Source organism: Corynebacterium epidermidicanis (genome assembly GCF_001021025.1).
Lineage (GTDB): Bacteria > Actinomycetota > Actinomycetes > Mycobacteriales > Mycobacteriaceae > Corynebacterium > Corynebacterium epidermidicanis.
Genome location: NZ_CP011541.1, coordinates 957,317 through 973,147, shown reverse-complemented (window position 1 = coordinate 973,147; position 15,831 = coordinate 957,317). Strand labels below are relative to the sequence as shown.

General features: G+C 57.2%; 18 protein-coding genes. 8 read left to right on the top strand and 10 right to left on the bottom strand.

The genetic code is table 11. From position 1 onward, the window contains the following. The first annotated feature begins 19 nt into the window (after nt 1–19). Nucleotides 20–1,192 carry a glycogen synthase gene (gene glgA, locus CEPID_RS04575; RefSeq protein WP_047239951.1) on the top strand — a complete coding sequence of 391 codons (1,173 nt, stop codon included), beginning with the start codon at nt 20–22 and terminating at the stop codon, nt 1,190–1,192. A gap of 178 nt (nt 1,193–1,370) precedes the next feature. Then, nucleotides 1,371–2,843, top strand: coding sequence for a GH32 C-terminal domain-containing protein (locus tag CEPID_RS04570; protein ID WP_047239950.1), 1,473 nt, complete (start codon nt 1,371–1,373; stop codon nt 2,841–2,843). Between the two features lie 75 nt (nt 2,844–2,918). Here the strand turns inward: CEPID_RS04570 and CEPID_RS04565 are convergent, their stop codons facing one another. From CEPID_RS04565 to CEPID_RS04555, 4 genes are all read right to left on the bottom strand, one after another. Next, nucleotides 2,919–3,788: a methyltransferase domain-containing protein gene (locus CEPID_RS04565; protein ID WP_047239949.1), complete on the bottom strand. Its 870-nt coding sequence runs from the start codon at nt 3,786–3,788 to the stop codon at nt 2,919–2,921. A gap of 115 nt (nt 3,789–3,903) precedes the next feature. Continuing rightward, entirely contained in the window at nt 3,904–4,074 is a 171-nt protein-coding gene (locus CEPID_RS12875; RefSeq protein ID WP_083984381.1) for a DUF3117 domain-containing protein, read from the bottom strand. A gap of 114 nt (nt 4,075–4,188) precedes the next feature. After that, nucleotides 4,189–4,530 (bottom strand): hypothetical protein, encoded by a 342-nt coding sequence (locus CEPID_RS04560; protein WP_047239948.1) that lies wholly within the window; start codon nt 4,528–4,530, stop codon nt 4,189–4,191. 99 nt (nt 4,531–4,629) lie between these two features. Further along, nucleotides 4,630–5,448 (bottom strand): LOG family protein, encoded by an 819-nt coding sequence (locus tag CEPID_RS04555; RefSeq protein ID WP_047239947.1) that lies wholly within the window; start codon nt 5,446–5,448, stop codon nt 4,630–4,632. A gap of 125 nt (nt 5,449–5,573) precedes the next feature. On the opposite strand from CEPID_RS04555, the gene CEPID_RS04550 reads away from it, so the two are divergent. From CEPID_RS04550 to CEPID_RS04525, 6 genes are all read left to right on the top strand, one after another. Beyond that, nucleotides 5,574–6,506 (top strand): DapH/DapD/GlmU-related protein, encoded by a 933-nt coding sequence (locus CEPID_RS04550; protein WP_047239946.1) that lies wholly within the window; start codon nt 5,574–5,576, stop codon nt 6,504–6,506. 195 nt (nt 6,507–6,701) lie between these two features. Continuing rightward, entirely contained in the window at nt 6,702–8,105 is a 1,404-nt protein-coding gene (locus tag CEPID_RS04545; protein WP_047239945.1) for an amino acid permease, read from the top strand. A gap of 182 nt (nt 8,106–8,287) precedes the next feature. After that, a complete protein-coding gene (locus CEPID_RS04540; protein WP_083984494.1) occupies nt 8,288–9,631 on the top strand; it encodes an amino acid permease in 1,344 nt (447 codons plus the stop codon). Nucleotides 9,632–9,802: 171 nt separating this feature from the next. Further along, a complete protein-coding gene (locus tag CEPID_RS04535) occupies nt 9,803–10,003 on the top strand; it encodes a hypothetical protein (protein ID WP_047239943.1) in 201 nt (66 codons plus the stop codon). Nucleotides 10,004–10,797: 794 nt separating this feature from the next. Continuing rightward, the gene (locus CEPID_RS04530; RefSeq protein WP_047239942.1) at nt 10,798–11,019 is read left to right on the top strand and encodes a helix-turn-helix transcriptional regulator; all 222 of its coding nucleotides are present in this window, start codon (nt 10,798–10,800) and stop codon (nt 11,017–11,019) included. Nucleotides 11,020–11,024: 5 nt separating this feature from the next. After that, nucleotides 11,025–11,501 carry a hypothetical protein gene (locus CEPID_RS04525; RefSeq protein WP_047239941.1) on the top strand — a complete coding sequence of 159 codons (477 nt, stop codon included), beginning with the start codon at nt 11,025–11,027 and terminating at the stop codon, nt 11,499–11,501. A gap of 7 nt (nt 11,502–11,508) precedes the next feature. Here the strand turns inward: CEPID_RS04525 and CEPID_RS04520 are convergent, their stop codons facing one another. The 6 genes from CEPID_RS04520 to mshB all read right to left on the bottom strand — a co-directional run bounded on the left by CEPID_RS04520 (nt 11,509) and on the right by mshB (nt 15,831). Beyond that, a complete protein-coding gene (locus CEPID_RS04520; RefSeq protein WP_047239940.1) occupies nt 11,509–12,015 on the bottom strand; it encodes a GtrA family protein in 507 nt (168 codons plus the stop codon). A 113-nt stretch (nt 12,016–12,128) separates the two neighbouring features. Next, nucleotides 12,129–12,989, bottom strand: a complete 861-nt coding sequence (locus CEPID_RS04515) for a pseudouridine synthase (RefSeq protein WP_236684296.1) — start codon at nt 12,987–12,989, stop codon at nt 12,129–12,131. Nucleotides 12,990–13,001: 12 nt separating this feature from the next. Next, nucleotides 13,002–14,123 (bottom strand): succinyldiaminopimelate transaminase, encoded by a 1,122-nt coding sequence (gene dapC, locus CEPID_RS04510; RefSeq protein WP_047239938.1) that lies wholly within the window; start codon nt 14,121–14,123, stop codon nt 13,002–13,004. Nucleotide 14,124: 1 nt separating this feature from the next. Continuing rightward, the gene (gene fdxA / locus CEPID_RS04505) at nt 14,125–14,448 is read right to left on the bottom strand and encodes a ferredoxin (RefSeq protein ID WP_047239937.1); all 324 of its coding nucleotides are present in this window, start codon (nt 14,446–14,448) and stop codon (nt 14,125–14,127) included. A gap of 87 nt (nt 14,449–14,535) precedes the next feature. Next, entirely contained in the window at nt 14,536–14,931 is a 396-nt protein-coding gene (locus CEPID_RS04500) for a hypothetical protein (RefSeq protein WP_047239936.1), read from the bottom strand. After that, nucleotides 14,932–15,831 (bottom strand): N-acetyl-1-D-myo-inositol-2-amino-2-deoxy-alpha-D-glucopyranoside deacetylase, encoded by a 900-nt coding sequence (gene mshB / locus CEPID_RS04495; RefSeq protein WP_047239935.1) that lies wholly within the window; start codon nt 15,829–15,831, stop codon nt 14,932–14,934.

Here is a 15,831-nt window from a genome sequence, read left to right as displayed (position 1 = left end):
CACGGCTAGATTCGAAACTATGCGAGTTGGAATGATGACCAAGGAATATCCGCCAGAGATCTACGGTGGCGCCGGCGTACACATTGCCGAGCTCACCCGCTTCATGCGAGAGATCACCGAGGTAGACGTGCATTGCATGGGCGCGCCTCGCGACGAAGTCAATGTTTATGTCCACGGGGTCGATCCCGAGCTCAAGGACGCGAACCCGTCTATCCAGACTTTGTCCACCGGCCTCCGGATGGCACACGCCGCCAACAATATCGACGTGGTGCACTCCCACACGTGGTACGCCGGTTTGGGCGGTCACCTCGCGGCTCGCCTCTATAACATCCCTCATGTCGCTACGGCACACTCCTTGGAGCCGCACCGCCCGTGGAAGCGAGAGCAACTCGGGGGTGGCTACGAGGTCTCTTCATGGTCGGAAAAGAACGCAATGGAGTACGCCGATGCGGTGATCGCTGTGTCCGCACGCATGAAGGATTCCATCCTCGACGCCTACCCACGCATCGAGCCGGATAAGGTGCGCATTGTGCTCAACGGCATCGACACCCAGCTGTGGCAGCCTCGCCCCACCTTCGAAGAAAACCCAGAATCTGTGCTCACTGAGCTCGGCGTGGATCCTAGCCGCCCAATCGTGGCATTTGTTGGGCGCATCACCCGGCAGAAGGGTGTCGGCCACCTGGTCAAAGCCGCCAAGCTTTTCGACGACGGCGTCCAGCTCGTCCTCTGCGCGGGAGCACCGGACACCCCCGAAATCGCCGCCGAAACGAAGGCCCTGGTGGAAGAATTGCAAGGACAGCGCGACGGCGTGTTCTGGGTACAAGACTTCCTGCCTAAAGACAAGATTCAAGAGATCCTGACGGCAGCAGATACTTTCGTCTGTCCGTCGATTTACGAGCCGCTCGGCATCGTGAACCTCGAAGCAATGGCCTGTGGCACCGCGGTAGTGGCCTCTGATGTCGGAGGTATCCCTGAGGTGGTTGTCGACGGCGTGACCGGCACCCTCGTCCACTACGACGAATCGGATGCCGAGGGCTTCGAACGTGGCATCGCCGAGGGCGTGAACAAGATGGTCGCCGACCGCACTCGGGCCAAGGAGATGGGCGAGGCTGGTCGTGCGCGGGCTGTCAATGACTTTTCCTGGGCTACGATCGCCCAACAGACAGTCGACGTTTATAAGTCCTTGATGTAGCAAAAAGACCAGGTCACGGCTTTGCCATCTACCTTGACCTGGTCGCTGTCCGTTGATCTTGTTCGCTTCCGCACTCCGCTGCATGTCGGCTTATACCTGAACGACGCACCACCGACAACATCGCTACCCTCGTGGTTATAGACGAATCCCTGGAATTTCTTGTCGAGGAAAATACACAATGAGCTATCACTCCCACCGTCCCGAGCTGCACGTCTCCCCGGAACAAGGCGTCCTCAACGCCCCCGCGGGCGCCCTGAAAGTCGGTAGCAACTGGCATATTTTCCACCAGTACCAGCCCACCGTCGGCGCCCCAGCCCGCATCGCACACCAATACGCAGAACACCTCCCCTTCGACTGGGACATTTGCGACGATGTCTTGGCCGCAGCAGAAGGCGAAGTTAAGGTGCGGGCCGGGTCAGTCGTGGGCCTCGACGACAACACCGTGGAACTCTTTTTCACCTCCATCACCGATGTTGGCACCCAAATCCACGTAGCTACCATCGCCGACCTCGACGACACCACCGACACTGTCTCCGAAGACGCTTTAGCACTCGATCCTGGAGTGGTCCGTCACGGCGCAGTCGTTAGCGACCGAGACGGCTTTGTCGATTTCCGCTCCCCTTGTGTACTGGTGGACTGGCAGAATGATGCCTTCGCAGGATGGCTTATGTTGGCGGTCACGGGATCCCAAGATGAACCTCGCCTGGTCGTGTTGGATTCGCCGGACCGGCGGGAGTGGCGCGTCCTCGGTGCGATGGCGTTTTCCGGCACTTCTGGACTAGAGGGAATCTCGCGCATCGTCAGCCCACGCATGATTCGCTTGCGCGATGAAGTCGACGGTCAACGCTACGACATTTTGTTGGTAACTCTGGAACACGAAGGCATCGATATCTCCGGCTACCTGGTTGGCAAGCTTTCCGGCACGAACTTCGAGGTCAAGACGCCATTCACCCGCCTCGATTTCGGACACGACTTCACGCGCCCACGAAACACCAACGTGGTCGTCGGGCCCGATGCCGAGTTACCCGACTTCTCCTCCGCCCAGTTGTTTGGACTACTCAACGGTATTGGCCGCTTCGACGACCCCCACGAGCACCCGAGCTTGGAAGCCGAAGGCTGGGTGAACTGCCTCTCCTTGCCTCGCCTGGTCACCCTGCAAGACGGCCTACTCTACCAAACTCCAGCCCCGGGTCTGCCTCAGTTTGTCTCTCAATCCAGCCGGGCCGCGATGTACTCCGCGATCATCGATACCACCGCCCAGGATGCCACCGTGCAAGTAGAGCTTATCGACGGCAACGGGGCTATCGCAGCCACCGTCTCTCACCTGGGAGACACGATCGAGCTTGATCGGTCAATGAACTCCGCACATCTAGGTGACCACATAGCCGAAGGTCCGCTAGTAGCGGCTGACACCGACTCCATGACTATCATCGTCGACGGATCAACCGTCGAAGTTTTCGCTGATGGCGGTGCCCTCGCTATGGCCAGCCGGGTTTACTTCGACAATGGCTTCGCCCAATTCCGCGTCCACAAGCACGGCAGCGCTCACGTGGAACGCGACATGGAGATTTTCCCCATCGATTACTCAGAGCTCTCCAAACGTGGCCCGGCATACGGCATGGAACCACCGCTTGATGGCGAGTACGACTAAGAGTTCCGCGAAAACTAATGCCCCGATCCCTCAGGTCACAAAGACTGGGGTCGGGGCATTTCTTGGGCCAAAACGCTAGCTCACCGGCTTGAAACGGGTCAACACCGCGCGGGCCGTCACCGTCATCGTCTCCGGCAATGCCTCGATGCGGGTGTGCAAAACATCCGGGTGAATGTGACGCGCCGATGGGCTCATCTTGATCTGAGCGGCGATGGATGCCTGGTCAAGGTCCATCGGGAATTCCAGCAGCTGACCTTCTCCGACTGGCTCCAAGTGCCCGGCCGCCTGTTCGATGAGACGTGCTACTTTACCCTTCTCGACGTCGATAATGCCCAGTGGCTCCCGCAGTTCCCGCAGGTGGCCTTGATCCGCGGTGAGCACTACTACCTCGCCGCCTGGTTTGAGGATGCGGGCGAATTCCGCGGCGTTGCGAGGTGCGAAAGCAACTACGATGATGTCGACAGAATTGTCGCGGAATGGCAGATGAGACCACGCATCCGCCACCACTGCCCCGGCCCGCGGATGGCAGTGCGCAAGGCGCTTTGCAGCCGCCACCGAAACATCCAGGCCAACGCCGATGGAGTTTTCGACATCGTCGAGGGCGTGCGATAGGTAGTAACCGGTTCCGGCGCCGATTTCCACGATGGCTGCCTGGGCGTCGACAGGAACACCCGCCTCATCGAGGACGGTATTCACCGCTGCGGATACGGCCTCTACGAAAGGAGCGAAGTGCCCGCGGGACAGGAATGCTTCCCGGGCATCGATCATCGAAGCGTCGTCGCCACTGTAGCGCAGGCCAGCACCCCCAGCTAGGGTGACATAGCCCTGTCGGGCGATGTCATAAGAATGGCCCGAGTCGGAGACGATCCTGCTGCCGTCTTCGGAAAGCATCAGCGCAGTGCCGTCTACTGGGTCCGCCAAGATGTCAATAACGTCGCTAAGCACGGGTTTGTTCTCCAAAGTGTGTATGCGCTGGGTGATAACGCTAGGTGGAAAATGAAAAAGACACCGCAAAGTCCGTTGTGCCGGCTATGCAGTGTCCGAAAGGTAAAAGTGTAGGTTACGAGCTCGAGACTTCGACCAAAAGTGCGCCGAGTTCCGCAGCTTCTTCCTTGTTGAGCTCAACTACCAATCGTCCGCCGCCATCCGTCGGAATGCGCATGACAATCTTACGGCTCTCAATGACCGCTTCCATCGGCCCATTGCCAGTCCTGGGTTTCATCGCTGCCACAGCTGTGACGCTCCTTTTTCCTCGTACAAAGGTACGTCTCGTCGAAAACGGGACGCTTTCGATCCAGTGTAGTCGAAAACACTAACCGCGCGGGCACGCTCCGATTAATTGTTCTTAGCTGTTCGACGCTGCGTCGCGCAGTTGCTGCTTGTCGGCGTCGGCTACGCCGCCGATTGGGACAGCCTGGCCCGCTCCTTGACGCAGCCGTTGATTTTCGGCGATCAACGCTCCAATAACGGGATCCACTTGGTCCTGCCGGTAGCCACGCAGCACTGTGTCAAAGGTAAGCGCATCGAAGTCGCCTCGACCGAGCGCTGCCTCATTGAGTTTGAGTAAGGATTCGTGGTCGACCAGCTCCGGCATAATTTCGCCACGTCCCAGCACTTTTCCGAATCCCCAGGTCAGCAACGCGACAATGATGATTAACGCGACAATGTATAACAGCCAAGTCAGCACGATGAATTACCTTTTGTAGTGTTGGGAAACCGCGGAGGCCCGCGAAGGTTGCTTGCTTCGCATTGCTTCCTTCATGTGATCTTAGAGCATACGCCGAAACTAGCGATCTAATTCCTGCTCGCCACGAACCAGGCTGCTGGCAGGCAGCTGGTCACCTCGGTTACGAATATCATCGTGGTGCTGCAGGATGTACGCAATCGCCTCATCAATGGAATCAGTCACCATAAACAAGTTCATATCGGACTCGGCTATCATGCCCTCGGCAACGAGGCGCTCCTTGATCCAGCCGACAAGTCCGGACCAAAACTCCACACCGATGAGGACAATCGGGTAATCCGTAATTTTCCCCGTCTGCACCATGCACAGCGCCTCAAAGAGTTCGTCGAGAGTGCCGAAACCACCCGGGAGACACACGAACCCTTGGGAATATTTTAAGAACATGGTCTTGCGCACGAAGAAGTACCGGAAGTTCAGCCCGAGGTCGACCCAGTCATTGAGGTGCTGCTCGTGCGGCAGTTCGATGCCTAAGCCCACCGAGAGGCCACCTGCTTCCGACGCCCCTCGGTTGGGGGCTTCCATGAGGCCAGGTCCGCCGCCGGTAATGACGGCATAACCATTTTCCACCAGCTTCCGGCCGATTTCTTGCCCCAGCGCGTAGTACTTGTGCTCGGCCTTGACCCGCGCAGACCCAAACACCGTGACAGCCAAGGGAAGCTCCGCCAGCGCCCCGAAGCCATCAACAAATTCACTTTGGATGCGCAGCACGCGCCAAGGATCTGTGTGCAGCCAGTCGACGTTGTGTTGATGGTCGAGAAGTCGCTGGTCCGTTGTGGATTTCTGTGGTCCTGACTTGCGGACGAGCACTGGTCCTCGCAGCAGTCGCTGCTTATCCGGATTCGGGGTCTTGCTTGGAGCCACGGAAATTCACCTCATTAGTAACTTTGGTTGCACCCTAAGAGGCTAGCGCTTTTCGTCGGCATCTGCTTGCCAACCCACGTAACTCAAGTATCCGTTTTCATAACGAACCGATAAACTGTGAAGTTATGACAACGTTGGGCGCACAAGCTGTGGGGATTGCAAACATTGCCATCGACGGGACCGTACTCGATACCTGGTTCCCGGAACCAAAATTAGTGGAATTTACCACTGAAACTGACGCTGGTAGCGTCCGGCTAGGCGCCCAAAATCTCAGCCCACGCATGCTTTCGCTGGTCGGACTCGATGAAGACCGCATGGTCGAGCAAATCGCTGTTCGCACCACTATCCCTGACCTCAGCCAACCGCCTATCGACGCCCATGATTCCTATCTTCGGCTGCATCTGCTCTCTCATCGCCTGGTCAAACCCAACACAATCAACATGGAGGGGGTACTCAAGACCCTCGCCACGGTTGTCTGGACCAACAAGGGCCCGTGCCTGCAGGAAAACTTTGAATTTGTCCGAACCGCACTCCGGTCGCGCGGCTTGATTCACGTCTATGCGATTGACCGGCTTCCCCGCATGGTGGATTACGTGGTGCCGAATGGGGTACGCATCGCGGAAGCCGAGCGGGTCCGGCTGGGCGCGTACCTCGCCGAAGGCACCACCGTGATGCGCGAAGGTTTTGTTAGCTTCAATGCGGGTTCGCTCGGCCCAGTACGCATCGAAGGACGGCTTTCCTCCTCTGTTGTTTTGGAAGAAAATACCAAGATCGGTTTGAGTGCCACGGTGATGGCGGCCCACGATGAGCAACACCATCGCCTACCGCTCTACATCGGCAAGAACTGCGAGTTCGGCGTGAGCGCCGGCATTATCGGGATAAATCTAGGTGACAATTGCGTCATTGGGAATAACCTGATTATTTCTCCAGACTCGATGTTATACTTCCCCCATTCTGATTCACTTGCTCCAGCCCACACCATCGCCGGCCAGAGCAACTGGCATATCGCAACCGAGTGCGGACACCCCGAGCCGGTTGCCCGCCAAGTGGAGGAATGATGCCAGAGCGCCGTCGTTAGGTGGCGTGTTTTCGCCGTGCCGTCGCCTTGGATTAATCATTCTTCACTGCATACTGCTCCCCCCCGGATGAAATACTTCCCACAATCTCCCCAGATAGTGGTGGTTTTCTAATTTTAACCAGCGTTTATAACTCTCAATTTGATGAATGTTATGCAGGCGCGGAATAGTTGACATATGACTCGTGACACTTCTTCACAGGCAACCGCAGCCCAACCGGCCACCGTTGACTCACATTTGGGTACTGGACTCAAGACTCGCCACCTGACCATGATGGGTTTGGGTTCGGCAATTGGCGCCGGCTTGTTCCTCGGCACCGGTGTCGGCATCAACATTGCTGGGCCAGCCATTTTGTTGGCCTACATCGTGGCTGGCATCATCGTTGTTTTCGTGATGCAAATGCTCGGCGAAATGGCAGCAGCTCGCCCCGCATCGGGGTCGTTCTCCACGTACGCCGAAATGGCATTCGGCCACACTGCCGGCTTCGCCATGGGCTGGCTGTACTGGTTCATGCTCGTCATGGTGATGGGTGCTGAGATGACCGGCGCTGCTGCCATCATGGGTTCCTGGTTCGGGGTTTCACCTTGGATTCCCGCTCTCATCTGCGTGGTTATCTTCGCGGTGATTAACCTCGCTCAGGTCGGCGGCTTCGGTGAATTCGAGTTTTGGTTCGCGTTCATCAAGGTCTTCGTCATCACGGTATTTCTGGTGATCTCTGTCCTATTGGTGTTCGGGTTGCTGCCAGGAACCGACTTCGTCGGAACTGCAAACTTCATCGGTGAGCACGGATTCATGCCGAACGGCATTACCGGTGTTGCTGCTGGTCTTTTGGCCGTCGCATTCGCCTTCGGTGGCATTGAGATCGTGACCATTGCCGCCGCCGAGTCGGAGAACCCTCGGGAGTCTATTGCCACGGCTGTCCGCTCCGTAATCTGGCGTATTTCGGTGTTTTACCTGGGTTCGGTGTTGGCGATCTGCTTCCTCATGCCTTACGCGGAAATCTCCGGAGCGAAGTCAGCAGCTGAATCTCCATTTACCGTGATCTTGGGCATGGCGGGAATTCCTGGCATTGCAAAGATCATGGAGATAGTCATTGTGCTGTCGCTGCTCTCGGCCTTCAACGCGCAGATTTACGCGACCTCACGTTTCGTCTATACCCTGGCCGAAAAAGGCGATGCTCCTTCAATCTTTGCTCGGCTTAACGCTGCCAAAGTGCCGAATAATGCCGTGCTGCTGTCGGTGTTCTTCGCCTTCGCATCTGTTGGCTTGCAGTATTGGAACCCGGCTGGTCTGCTTGAGTTCTTGCTCAATGCCGTCGGCGGTTGCCTGATCGTCATTTGGCTGGTTATCTGCTTTAGCTACCTCAAGCTGCACAATGAGCTAGAGCGCAACAACGAAATCACCGTCCGCATGTGGGCCTACCCTGTCTTGCCGTGGGTTACGGTAGCTATGCTCCTCGGCCTGACTGCCCTGATGCTGTTTGATCCTTCGTCCCGTGGGCAGATCACCTCGGTGTCTTTGGTCTGCGTGGTCCTAGTGGCATTGAGTTTCCTGACCAGGCCGAAGAAAGCTTCCCACTAACCCCAGCGTTGCCATTGAACGATTTCCGCAGGTGAGCCGACTCGCAGTAGCATTAGTCTGCGAGCCGTTGCATACGAACTTTTCGTCTGCTCCGGCGCTTCATCGTCAGGAAGTTACTAAAGGAGCTGTTCGTGGCAACAGAACAAAAGTTGGGTTCCGGGCTGAAAGTCCGACATTTGACGATGATGGGACTGGGCTCAACAATCGGTGCCGGGCTTTTTCTTGGCACGGGCGTTGGCATTAAAGCTGCAGGCCCTGCAGTCCTTTTGGCTTATCTCAGTGCAGGTGTTATCGCCGTCTTGGTGATGCGAATGCTGGGTGAAATGGGCTCTGTTGTCCCCGCGAGCGGCAGCTTTTCCGAGTACGCCGAAATGGGCATTGGCCGTTGGGCAGGCTTCGTCCAGGGCTGGATCTACTGGCTGGCCACGGTGGCGGTACTCGGCGCAGAAATTACCGGGGCTAGCTCTTTCGTCGGTGCCTGGTTCGGAGTGAAGCCATGGATCCCCGCCCTGATTTTCGTTCTTTTCTTCGCCACTGTGAACCTGTTGCGCGTCCGCGCTTTTGGCGAATTTGAGTTCTGGTTTGCGTTCATCAAAGTGGCCGTGCTTATTGGATTTTTGCTGCTCGGCGTCGCCTTGATCTTCGGCTTGCTTCCGGGGTATGAATTTGTGGGAACTACCACCTTCCTGGCCGACGGTTTTCTCCCCAATGGCTGGGGTGGTGTAGCCACCGCGATCCTTGCTGTGGCCTTTGCTTTCGGTGGCATCGAAGTCGTCGCAATCGCTTCCGCTGAATCCGAAGATCCCGAGCATTCCCTCATCAGCGCGGTAAAGTCCACTATCACCCGCATCTCGCTGTTCTACTTGGGCTCGGTGCTTGTCATCACGTTCCTGCTGCCATACTCCTCTCTAGGGGCCGCGAAGTCTGCTGCGGACAGCCCCTTCACCCGAGTGCTGAGCATGGCCGGAATCCCAGGCGTCGTCGGCTTTATGGAGGCAGTCATCGTGCTCGCACTGCTTTCCGCTTTCAACGCCCAGATCTATGCCAGCTCCCGCATGATGTTCTCCCTGGCCCAGCGTGGCGACGCCCCCAGCTTGTTCGCCCGCTCGAACGCGCACGGCGTTCCGGTCTCGGCCATTGCCTTGTCGACGTTCCTTTCCATCGTGATGGTGGTACTCAACTTCGTCGATACGGGCTGGCTGTTGACGTTCATGCTGAATGCAGCTGGTGGCTCATTGTTGATCGTTTGGGCTTTCGTATCCGTGTCTCAGCTGCGCCTGCGACCTCGCCTGGAACGCTCCTACACCCTGCCGATCCGTATGTGGGCATATCCCCTGTTGACCTGGTTCACCTTGATCGCGCTCGCGGGTCTGGCGGTTCTAATGCTGTCCGATCCGGCTTCTCGTATCCAACTGGCATCCGCCGGAATCATGGTGGTGCTGTTGTTCGGCACCGCGGTGATTTCTACTCGAGCCCGTGGGCTATCCCCTTGGGAAAAACTGCCGCTGCCTGCTGAAAGTCGCTAAACTTTCTCTGCTGCACTAGCCCGTCGATAAGCCTCGGCGGGTATTTGCTGCGCCCAGAGTTGGATTTGAGCTTCATGTGCGGATGCCGACATGCCTGTTAGGCTGGCTCTAACGCTATGCAAACGCACGGTTCGTTTAGCCAACTCAGACCGTTTCAAGGGCAAAGAAAGTATGAAGAAATCATTTGTATTCGTGGCAGTTTTTCTCCTTGTTTTTCTCGTCCTACCTGGTCTCATTCTGCCGTTTGTAACCCAGCACACGGGGCTGAATATCGGTGAGATTGAACTAGTACTCATCGCAGTGGTTTTTGGGGTTTTGGCGTACTTTGTCGCCAGGTCTGCCGCCCGAGCGATCGATGATGCTGACAAGTAGCCAGCTGCTCAGTAGTTCGTTTCGCTTCGTCATAAAGGAACCGCGCATCGTGGTACTCCAACTTCAAGCACACTAAAACCAGGGTTTATCGCACCCGCCGAGCAATAACCGCCCTCAACACGATCAATACCGCGTTTTGTGCTCGTAGTGGGGTGGTTCGGTGTAGCAGTGAGACTTGTGGCGCTTCCACCAACCGGAGCACGCAGGTCGGCGCAAAGAATGAAGCGACATTTCGCCAGTTGCACGACTGGATTATCACTATGTCACGTGCTGCGATCGCCTCATGAGCAGGCGCTACTGCTGGGGACACCGCGGACTCAGCTAAGTCGCCGTTTTGACGCAATCAAAGGAACTGGTTTACCAGATCGCTTGCGGTGTCGCTCCTCCGAGTGGACGCACGTGTTTTTGCGTATCCAAGTTTTCGGATGGTTCTTCCTGGCTCTATCTGGTTCTCTTGGGCCCTTGGGGCCCATGGGGCTGCACAAGTGCTAGTCAGTACTTCCAAAGTAGGAGCACTACCGACGCGAGCGTTTTTTCATCAAAAATCGCCGATCTTGGCAGGAGTACTACCACGGAAGTACGACCTAGCACTCGTGCAGCTAAAACATGCGGCCGGCGAAACGCCAACCCGACACACTCTTCACTTCTTAACCTGCGATTCTTCATGTCGGCCCAGCTCGCATACATCGCCTCCGCCAAGCAAAACCTACTTTTCACCAATTCTACTTGACGTAATGTAAAGAATCATTTACACTACATCAAGTAAGGCACACAACATAGAAAATGAGAACAGAATGGATGAAGCGACGCACCAGAATCTTGTTCGCAAGTTGCGGCGATGGAACGAGTTATCCCAGCAGGAGCTCGCCGACGCGGTGGGAGTCTCACGCCAAACAATCGCCAACATCGAAAAAGGGAACTACTCCCCCTCCGTGCACCTAGCACTCGATATTTGTCGAGTCTTTAAAAAGACCGTCGAAGAGGTCTTTGCACCAGAAACCAACGAAGGAGCATAAGAACCATGAGCATCAATGACACCATCATCAAGCGCACCGAGAACTACTACCAAGACGAGTTTGAGCGCAGCGTGGCACATCGCGCCGATACTGTCGCTTTCTTCTGGGCAAACTACTCCAACATTGTGCTCGCAGCGGCACTGGCCTGGATCATTCCGGGGCAGGCAGCCTATTTTTCATTCCTCGCGCTCATCCCTACCGCATTGGGTGGGTTCATCGCCAGCCGTTGGATGCGCACCCGGATCCCCACTCCCCAATTGAGGAATCTCAGCCACCTGAAGGCTATCGAATGGGTATTCCTAGGTGTCACTTTGGCGGCTTGGATCCTGGGGCTCGGAAAAGATACCCCACTGCTCGCACAAACTCCCACTTTTGTGGGCGCAATCGTCGGCGTGGTCGCCGCGCTCGTAGCACTACCGTTGATTTCCAAAGCGCAGCGGGCCCGCGACGAACGTCGATTAGCCAGCAACGAAGAAGACTAGCGCAAATTTACACCGGCTCAGATTGCGCGACAATCTGGGTCGGTTTTTTCGCGCGAAAAGCCCACAGCTTATTGATGATGAAGTTGACCGGCATGGCAATGAGAATCGACAGGGCGGTACCCCAATAAAGGCGACTGCGCAGCCCAGAGGTATCGTCCAGAATCTCGGGGAGCGCAAACACCGAAGTGTGGTTGATCAACGCTGTGGCCACCGAAATTTGCACCAGGAACGCCACGATACCTGTGGCCAAAAATGGGAAGAACCCACGCAGCCAACTACGCTTTTCTAGTTTGCCAAACGTCCACGTGCGGTTGAGCTGGTAATTCCAGATGTTGGCCACCAGGAAGGCAATCGTCTGGAACAAGTGGTACCCGCGGATGTTAAACCGGGTCCCCGCAATGTTCAGCAAGGCGTCGTCGTAGGCCGGGCCTCCGGTGTAAAGGAAGAATTTGGACACCAGGAAAACGACCACCATGTTGACGACCGCGCCGGATCCACCGACGATACCGAACATGATGAACTGGCGAGAGTTCGTCAGAAATCTCTCACTAAAAACCGGACGGGCTGTGCTCAACGGGACTCAACTTTGCTACACACATAAACAACTGCGGACATATCTGAATGATCCTACTCCCGAGAGACACGAAAATCCGACTCAGCCACACGTGGCGAAGTCCACACCAATCGACGATCCGACCCCCATTCCCGCAGCTCAAGCCGGGTTGCACAAAGTTTCATTGGCGTTGAATAGTTATGAAGTTGTAGCCCAACATCAACCGGGTACGTATCATCCCCTTCAATTGGTGCGCCCAAATATGCGCACACCACACGGAGCTGATGAGTGAAGCCGGTCAGCGGCTGCAGCTCCACCAAACGAGAATCCAACGCCCGCACGTGGGTACGAGTCTCCACCCCGCCTACTGCCACTTCAACCGCTCGCTGCCCAGGAACCCGACGCATGGGCAGAACGATTTCCTGCCACTCCGAGCCGATGCCTGGCTCAGCGCACAACCGAGCCCGATAAGTCTTTCGCGCTGTTCGCTCCGCAAACTGTTGCTGATAAAACCCCCGAGCTGCGACATCCGTGGCGCATGCCAGCAACCCGCACGTTAATCTGTCCAACCGGTGCACCGGCACGATGTCGGGATTGCGGTAGCGCACGCGCAGCCGGGTCTGTACGGTTTCACGGACCAGCCGACCATTACTGGTAGCGGGCAAAAAGCAGGGCTTATCGACGACCACCAGTCCCGCAGCCGTACCAACCACCGCATAGTCAAACGGGATAGCAGCTTCATGAGCCGTATCGGGATGAAACCATGCCAAAACCGGCTTTACCAAAACTGTGCCTGCAGGGATGATTTCCCCAAACTGAAATGGGCTGTCCCCCGCCCGTCCCGCATAGAACACCGGAGAGTCCGGGACACGCCCGGACAACATCGTCTTTTGCGGAGAAATTCCCTCCCGAGCCGAGATGGGGCTGCGCCGCACCGTCGATACCAGCTATTCAGCGGCGATGCGGTCTGCAGCGGCGAGGATGTCCTCGTCTGAAGCAGTGAGCGACAACCGCACGTAGTTTTCCCCGCGAACTCCATAAAACTCGCCGGGCGCGGCGAGGATCCCTCGCTCCGCCAGCCACATAACGCTTTCCCGGCCTGGTTCATCCCTGGTCGCCCACAGATATAGGCCTGCCTCGGAGTGATCAATCCGGAAACCAGCCTCGATCAACGAGCGCATCAGCACCGCACGGCGTCGCGCATAGCGGAGTCGCTGAATCTGTGCTGAAACGTCGTCTGCCAGTGCCACCGTCGCGGCCTGTTGTACTGCCCAAGGCACCATCGCGCCCAGATGCTTGCGGGCCTGCGCGATCTCGGTAATAAGTGCCGGATCGCCGGCAAAAAATCCGAAGCGATAGGAGGCGAGATTATGCGACTTCGACAGCGAATGCAGCGCGAGCAGGCCAGTGAGGTTGCCTTCATTGACGCGCGGGTCGAGGATTGAAACTGGCGGGTTGTTGTCGTACCACCCGAGGCCGAGATAGCACTCGTCGGATACTACGATCACTCCCCTGTGCTGCGCCCAGCTGACAACCTTCCGCAGGTGATCGATACCTAGGACAGCCCCGGTGGGGTTCGACGGCGTGTTGATAAACATCAACGAAGGAGTAAGCGGCCCCAATTGGGTGAGGGAATCAGCACGCAGGATATCCGCCCCAGCAGCTCGAGCAGCCACTTCATACGTAGGGTAGGCAATCTCAGGGATGACCACCTTGTGCCCCGGCCCGATGCCTAGAATCCAAGGCAGCGAAGCAACCGCTTCTTTGGTGCCCACGACGGGTTGGATGAAGTCAGCGTCCAAACCTGTCACCGAGTGGACTCGGGACAACCAATCCACACAGGCGGTCAACAGTTCAGGCGTGCCGGTTGTCGGCGGGTATCCCGGCTCGGCAGCGGCTTCCGCCAACGCGAGTTGTGTGCCAGGCGCGACCTCATCAATCGGCGCCCCGATCGACAAATCCACGAATCCTTGGGGATGACGCTGGGCGAGCGCGGTGGCGTCGACAAGCGTGTCCCACGGGAATTCCGGCAGGAGCGTGTGGAGCGGTTCGCGCGGGCGGGCGGGCATGTTACTCGCTGACCTGTGGAGGCAGCTTTGCGACGAGTTCGGCGTCGAAATCTTGTGCTCCCAGCTTGGCGGCGCCACCCGGTGAGCCGAGCTCATCGAAGAAGGCAGCGTTGGCGTCGTTGTAGTCAATCCACTCGTCTGGTACGTCATCCTCGTAGAAGATTGCTTCCACAGGGCACACTGGTTCGCAAGCACCGCAGTCTACGCATTCATCTGGGTGGATGTAGAGCATGCGCTTGCCTTCGTAGATACAGTCCACGGGGCATTCTTCGACGCAGGCGCGATCCATGACGTCGACACACGGCTGTGCGATTGTGTAAGTCATAAGCTTCTTTCCATCTCCGCTTTTAGATTGGGTGGTAGCTGCGGACGAGCCTTGCCACGATTGCCAAGGCAGCCCAAAACTTGATTTCTATTGTGCCACTTGGGGCTTAAGAAGTGGCCATGCACCCCCGGCCAAGCCTGCTAACAACAGCAGCAGGCTTCGAGGGTTGGGTCCCACTAGAATATCCCCAGACAGGGCCGTGGTAAAAGTCAGGCCACAAAACCCCAGAATCCATACCCACAACGGCAGGGCTGCGATGGCTATCCGGTCGGTCCATAGGCGCGCGGTCTTAGATAACACGGCATTAAAAAGCAGTGCTATCAGAATTGGGTATGGGAAGGCTATCGCTTTGCCGCCTGGCAAGGTGATCCAAGTGCCCAAGTACACGACCTCCAACAACACGGATAACAAAGCGCCTAAGGCCAGCCAAAACAGGCCAAAGGCCGCTTCTGCTCGACTGAAATCCTTGTTAACGTAACGCACCTAAAACTCCAAGCCGGACGTAATATCGCTGGGGTCACTTAGCGGGACCCCGTGCCCTAACTGGTAATGCTCAGTGCGTAGTAATGGCTGGGCCACGAGGTTGCTGAGGCAAAATACCGCGATGGCATACTCCGTGCTGCTCATTGAAGCGACCGCAGCTCGGGGGTTGACATCGCTGACGGAACCATCAGCGATCCACAGCTGGGTGGGGTGCGCTTTCATCGCGGCAAACTTGGTGGCCAGCGCGGCGTCGCTCAGTCGGATTTCGGCGTCGAAGGTCTCCACGGCAGCGATGCTGTCGTCAGCGCGTTGCCAACCGACGGGGATGCCTGCAATCTCGGCGAATCCCTGTTCCAGTGGGCCCCGAGCAGTTACTGCCCAGAGGATCCGCTGTGGTGGGTGAATGCTCGCCTGTGCCGCTGCATGAGCGATTTCGTGGGCACGGATGTGGTCGGGATGACCATACCCACCGTCGGGGCCATAGGTGATGACAAGATGTGGTCGCAGCGCGTTGAATCTTTCAAGCAGTTGGATCTCAGCCTCGCTGCCCGAATGAACGAACGCTCGAGGATGATCATTAGCTGGGTCCCCGATCATGCCGGAATCTCGCCAGCGGGCTGCACCACCCAAGTATTCGCCGTGTACCCCCAGCAGGTCCAATGAGTGGCGCAGTTCAGTGAGCCGGAACCCGCCGAGCTGATCAGTGGCATCGGCAACGAGGGCCTGATACGGCTGCCCGATGATCTCTCCTTGCTCCCCGAGTGTGCAGGTGATAACGGTTACGTCTGCCCCGCGTTGGGCGAGCTCCGCTAGCGCACCGCCCGTCCAAATTGCTTCATCATCGGGATGCGCGTGTACGGCCACAACCCGCAACCCCACCAAATCTCTCTGAAACACCAT

What these genes read in the sequence shown, in the direction of transcription:
- glgA (WP_047239951.1), top strand. Translation starts at nt 20, where the DNA reads ATGCGAGTTGGAATGATGACCAAGGAATATCCGCCAGAGATCTACGGT.
- CEPID_RS04570 (WP_047239950.1), top strand. Translation starts at nt 1,371, where the DNA reads ATGAGCTATCACTCCCACCGTCCCGAGCTGCACGTCTCCCCGGAACAA.
- CEPID_RS04550 (WP_047239946.1), top strand. Translation starts at nt 5,574, where the DNA reads ATGACAACGTTGGGCGCACAAGCTGTGGGGATTGCAAACATTGCCATC.
- CEPID_RS04545 (WP_047239945.1), top strand. Translation starts at nt 6,702, where the DNA reads ATGACTCGTGACACTTCTTCACAGGCAACCGCAGCCCAACCGGCCACC.
- CEPID_RS04540 (WP_083984494.1), top strand. Translation starts at nt 8,288, where the DNA reads ATGATGGGACTGGGCTCAACAATCGGTGCCGGGCTTTTTCTTGGCACG.
- CEPID_RS04535 (WP_047239943.1), top strand. Translation starts at nt 9,803, where the DNA reads ATGAAGAAATCATTTGTATTCGTGGCAGTTTTTCTCCTTGTTTTTCTC.
- CEPID_RS04530 (WP_047239942.1), top strand. Translation starts at nt 10,798, where the DNA reads ATGGATGAAGCGACGCACCAGAATCTTGTTCGCAAGTTGCGGCGATGG.
- CEPID_RS04525 (WP_047239941.1), top strand. Translation starts at nt 11,025, where the DNA reads ATGAGCATCAATGACACCATCATCAAGCGCACCGAGAACTACTACCAA.
- CEPID_RS04520 (WP_047239940.1), bottom strand. Translation starts at nt 12,015, where the DNA reads ATGTTCGGTATCGTCGGTGGATCCGGCGCGGTCGTCAACATGGTGGTC.
- dapC (WP_047239938.1), bottom strand. Translation starts at nt 14,123, where the DNA reads ATGCCCGCCCGCCCGCGCGAACCGCTCCACACGCTCCTGCCGGAATTC.
- fdxA (WP_047239937.1), bottom strand. Translation starts at nt 14,448, where the DNA reads ATGACTTACACAATCGCACAGCCGTGTGTCGACGTCATGGATCGCGCC.
- mshB (WP_047239935.1), bottom strand. Translation starts at nt 15,831, where the DNA reads ATGGTGTTTCAGAGAGATTTGGTGGGGTTGCGGGTTGTGGCCGTACAC.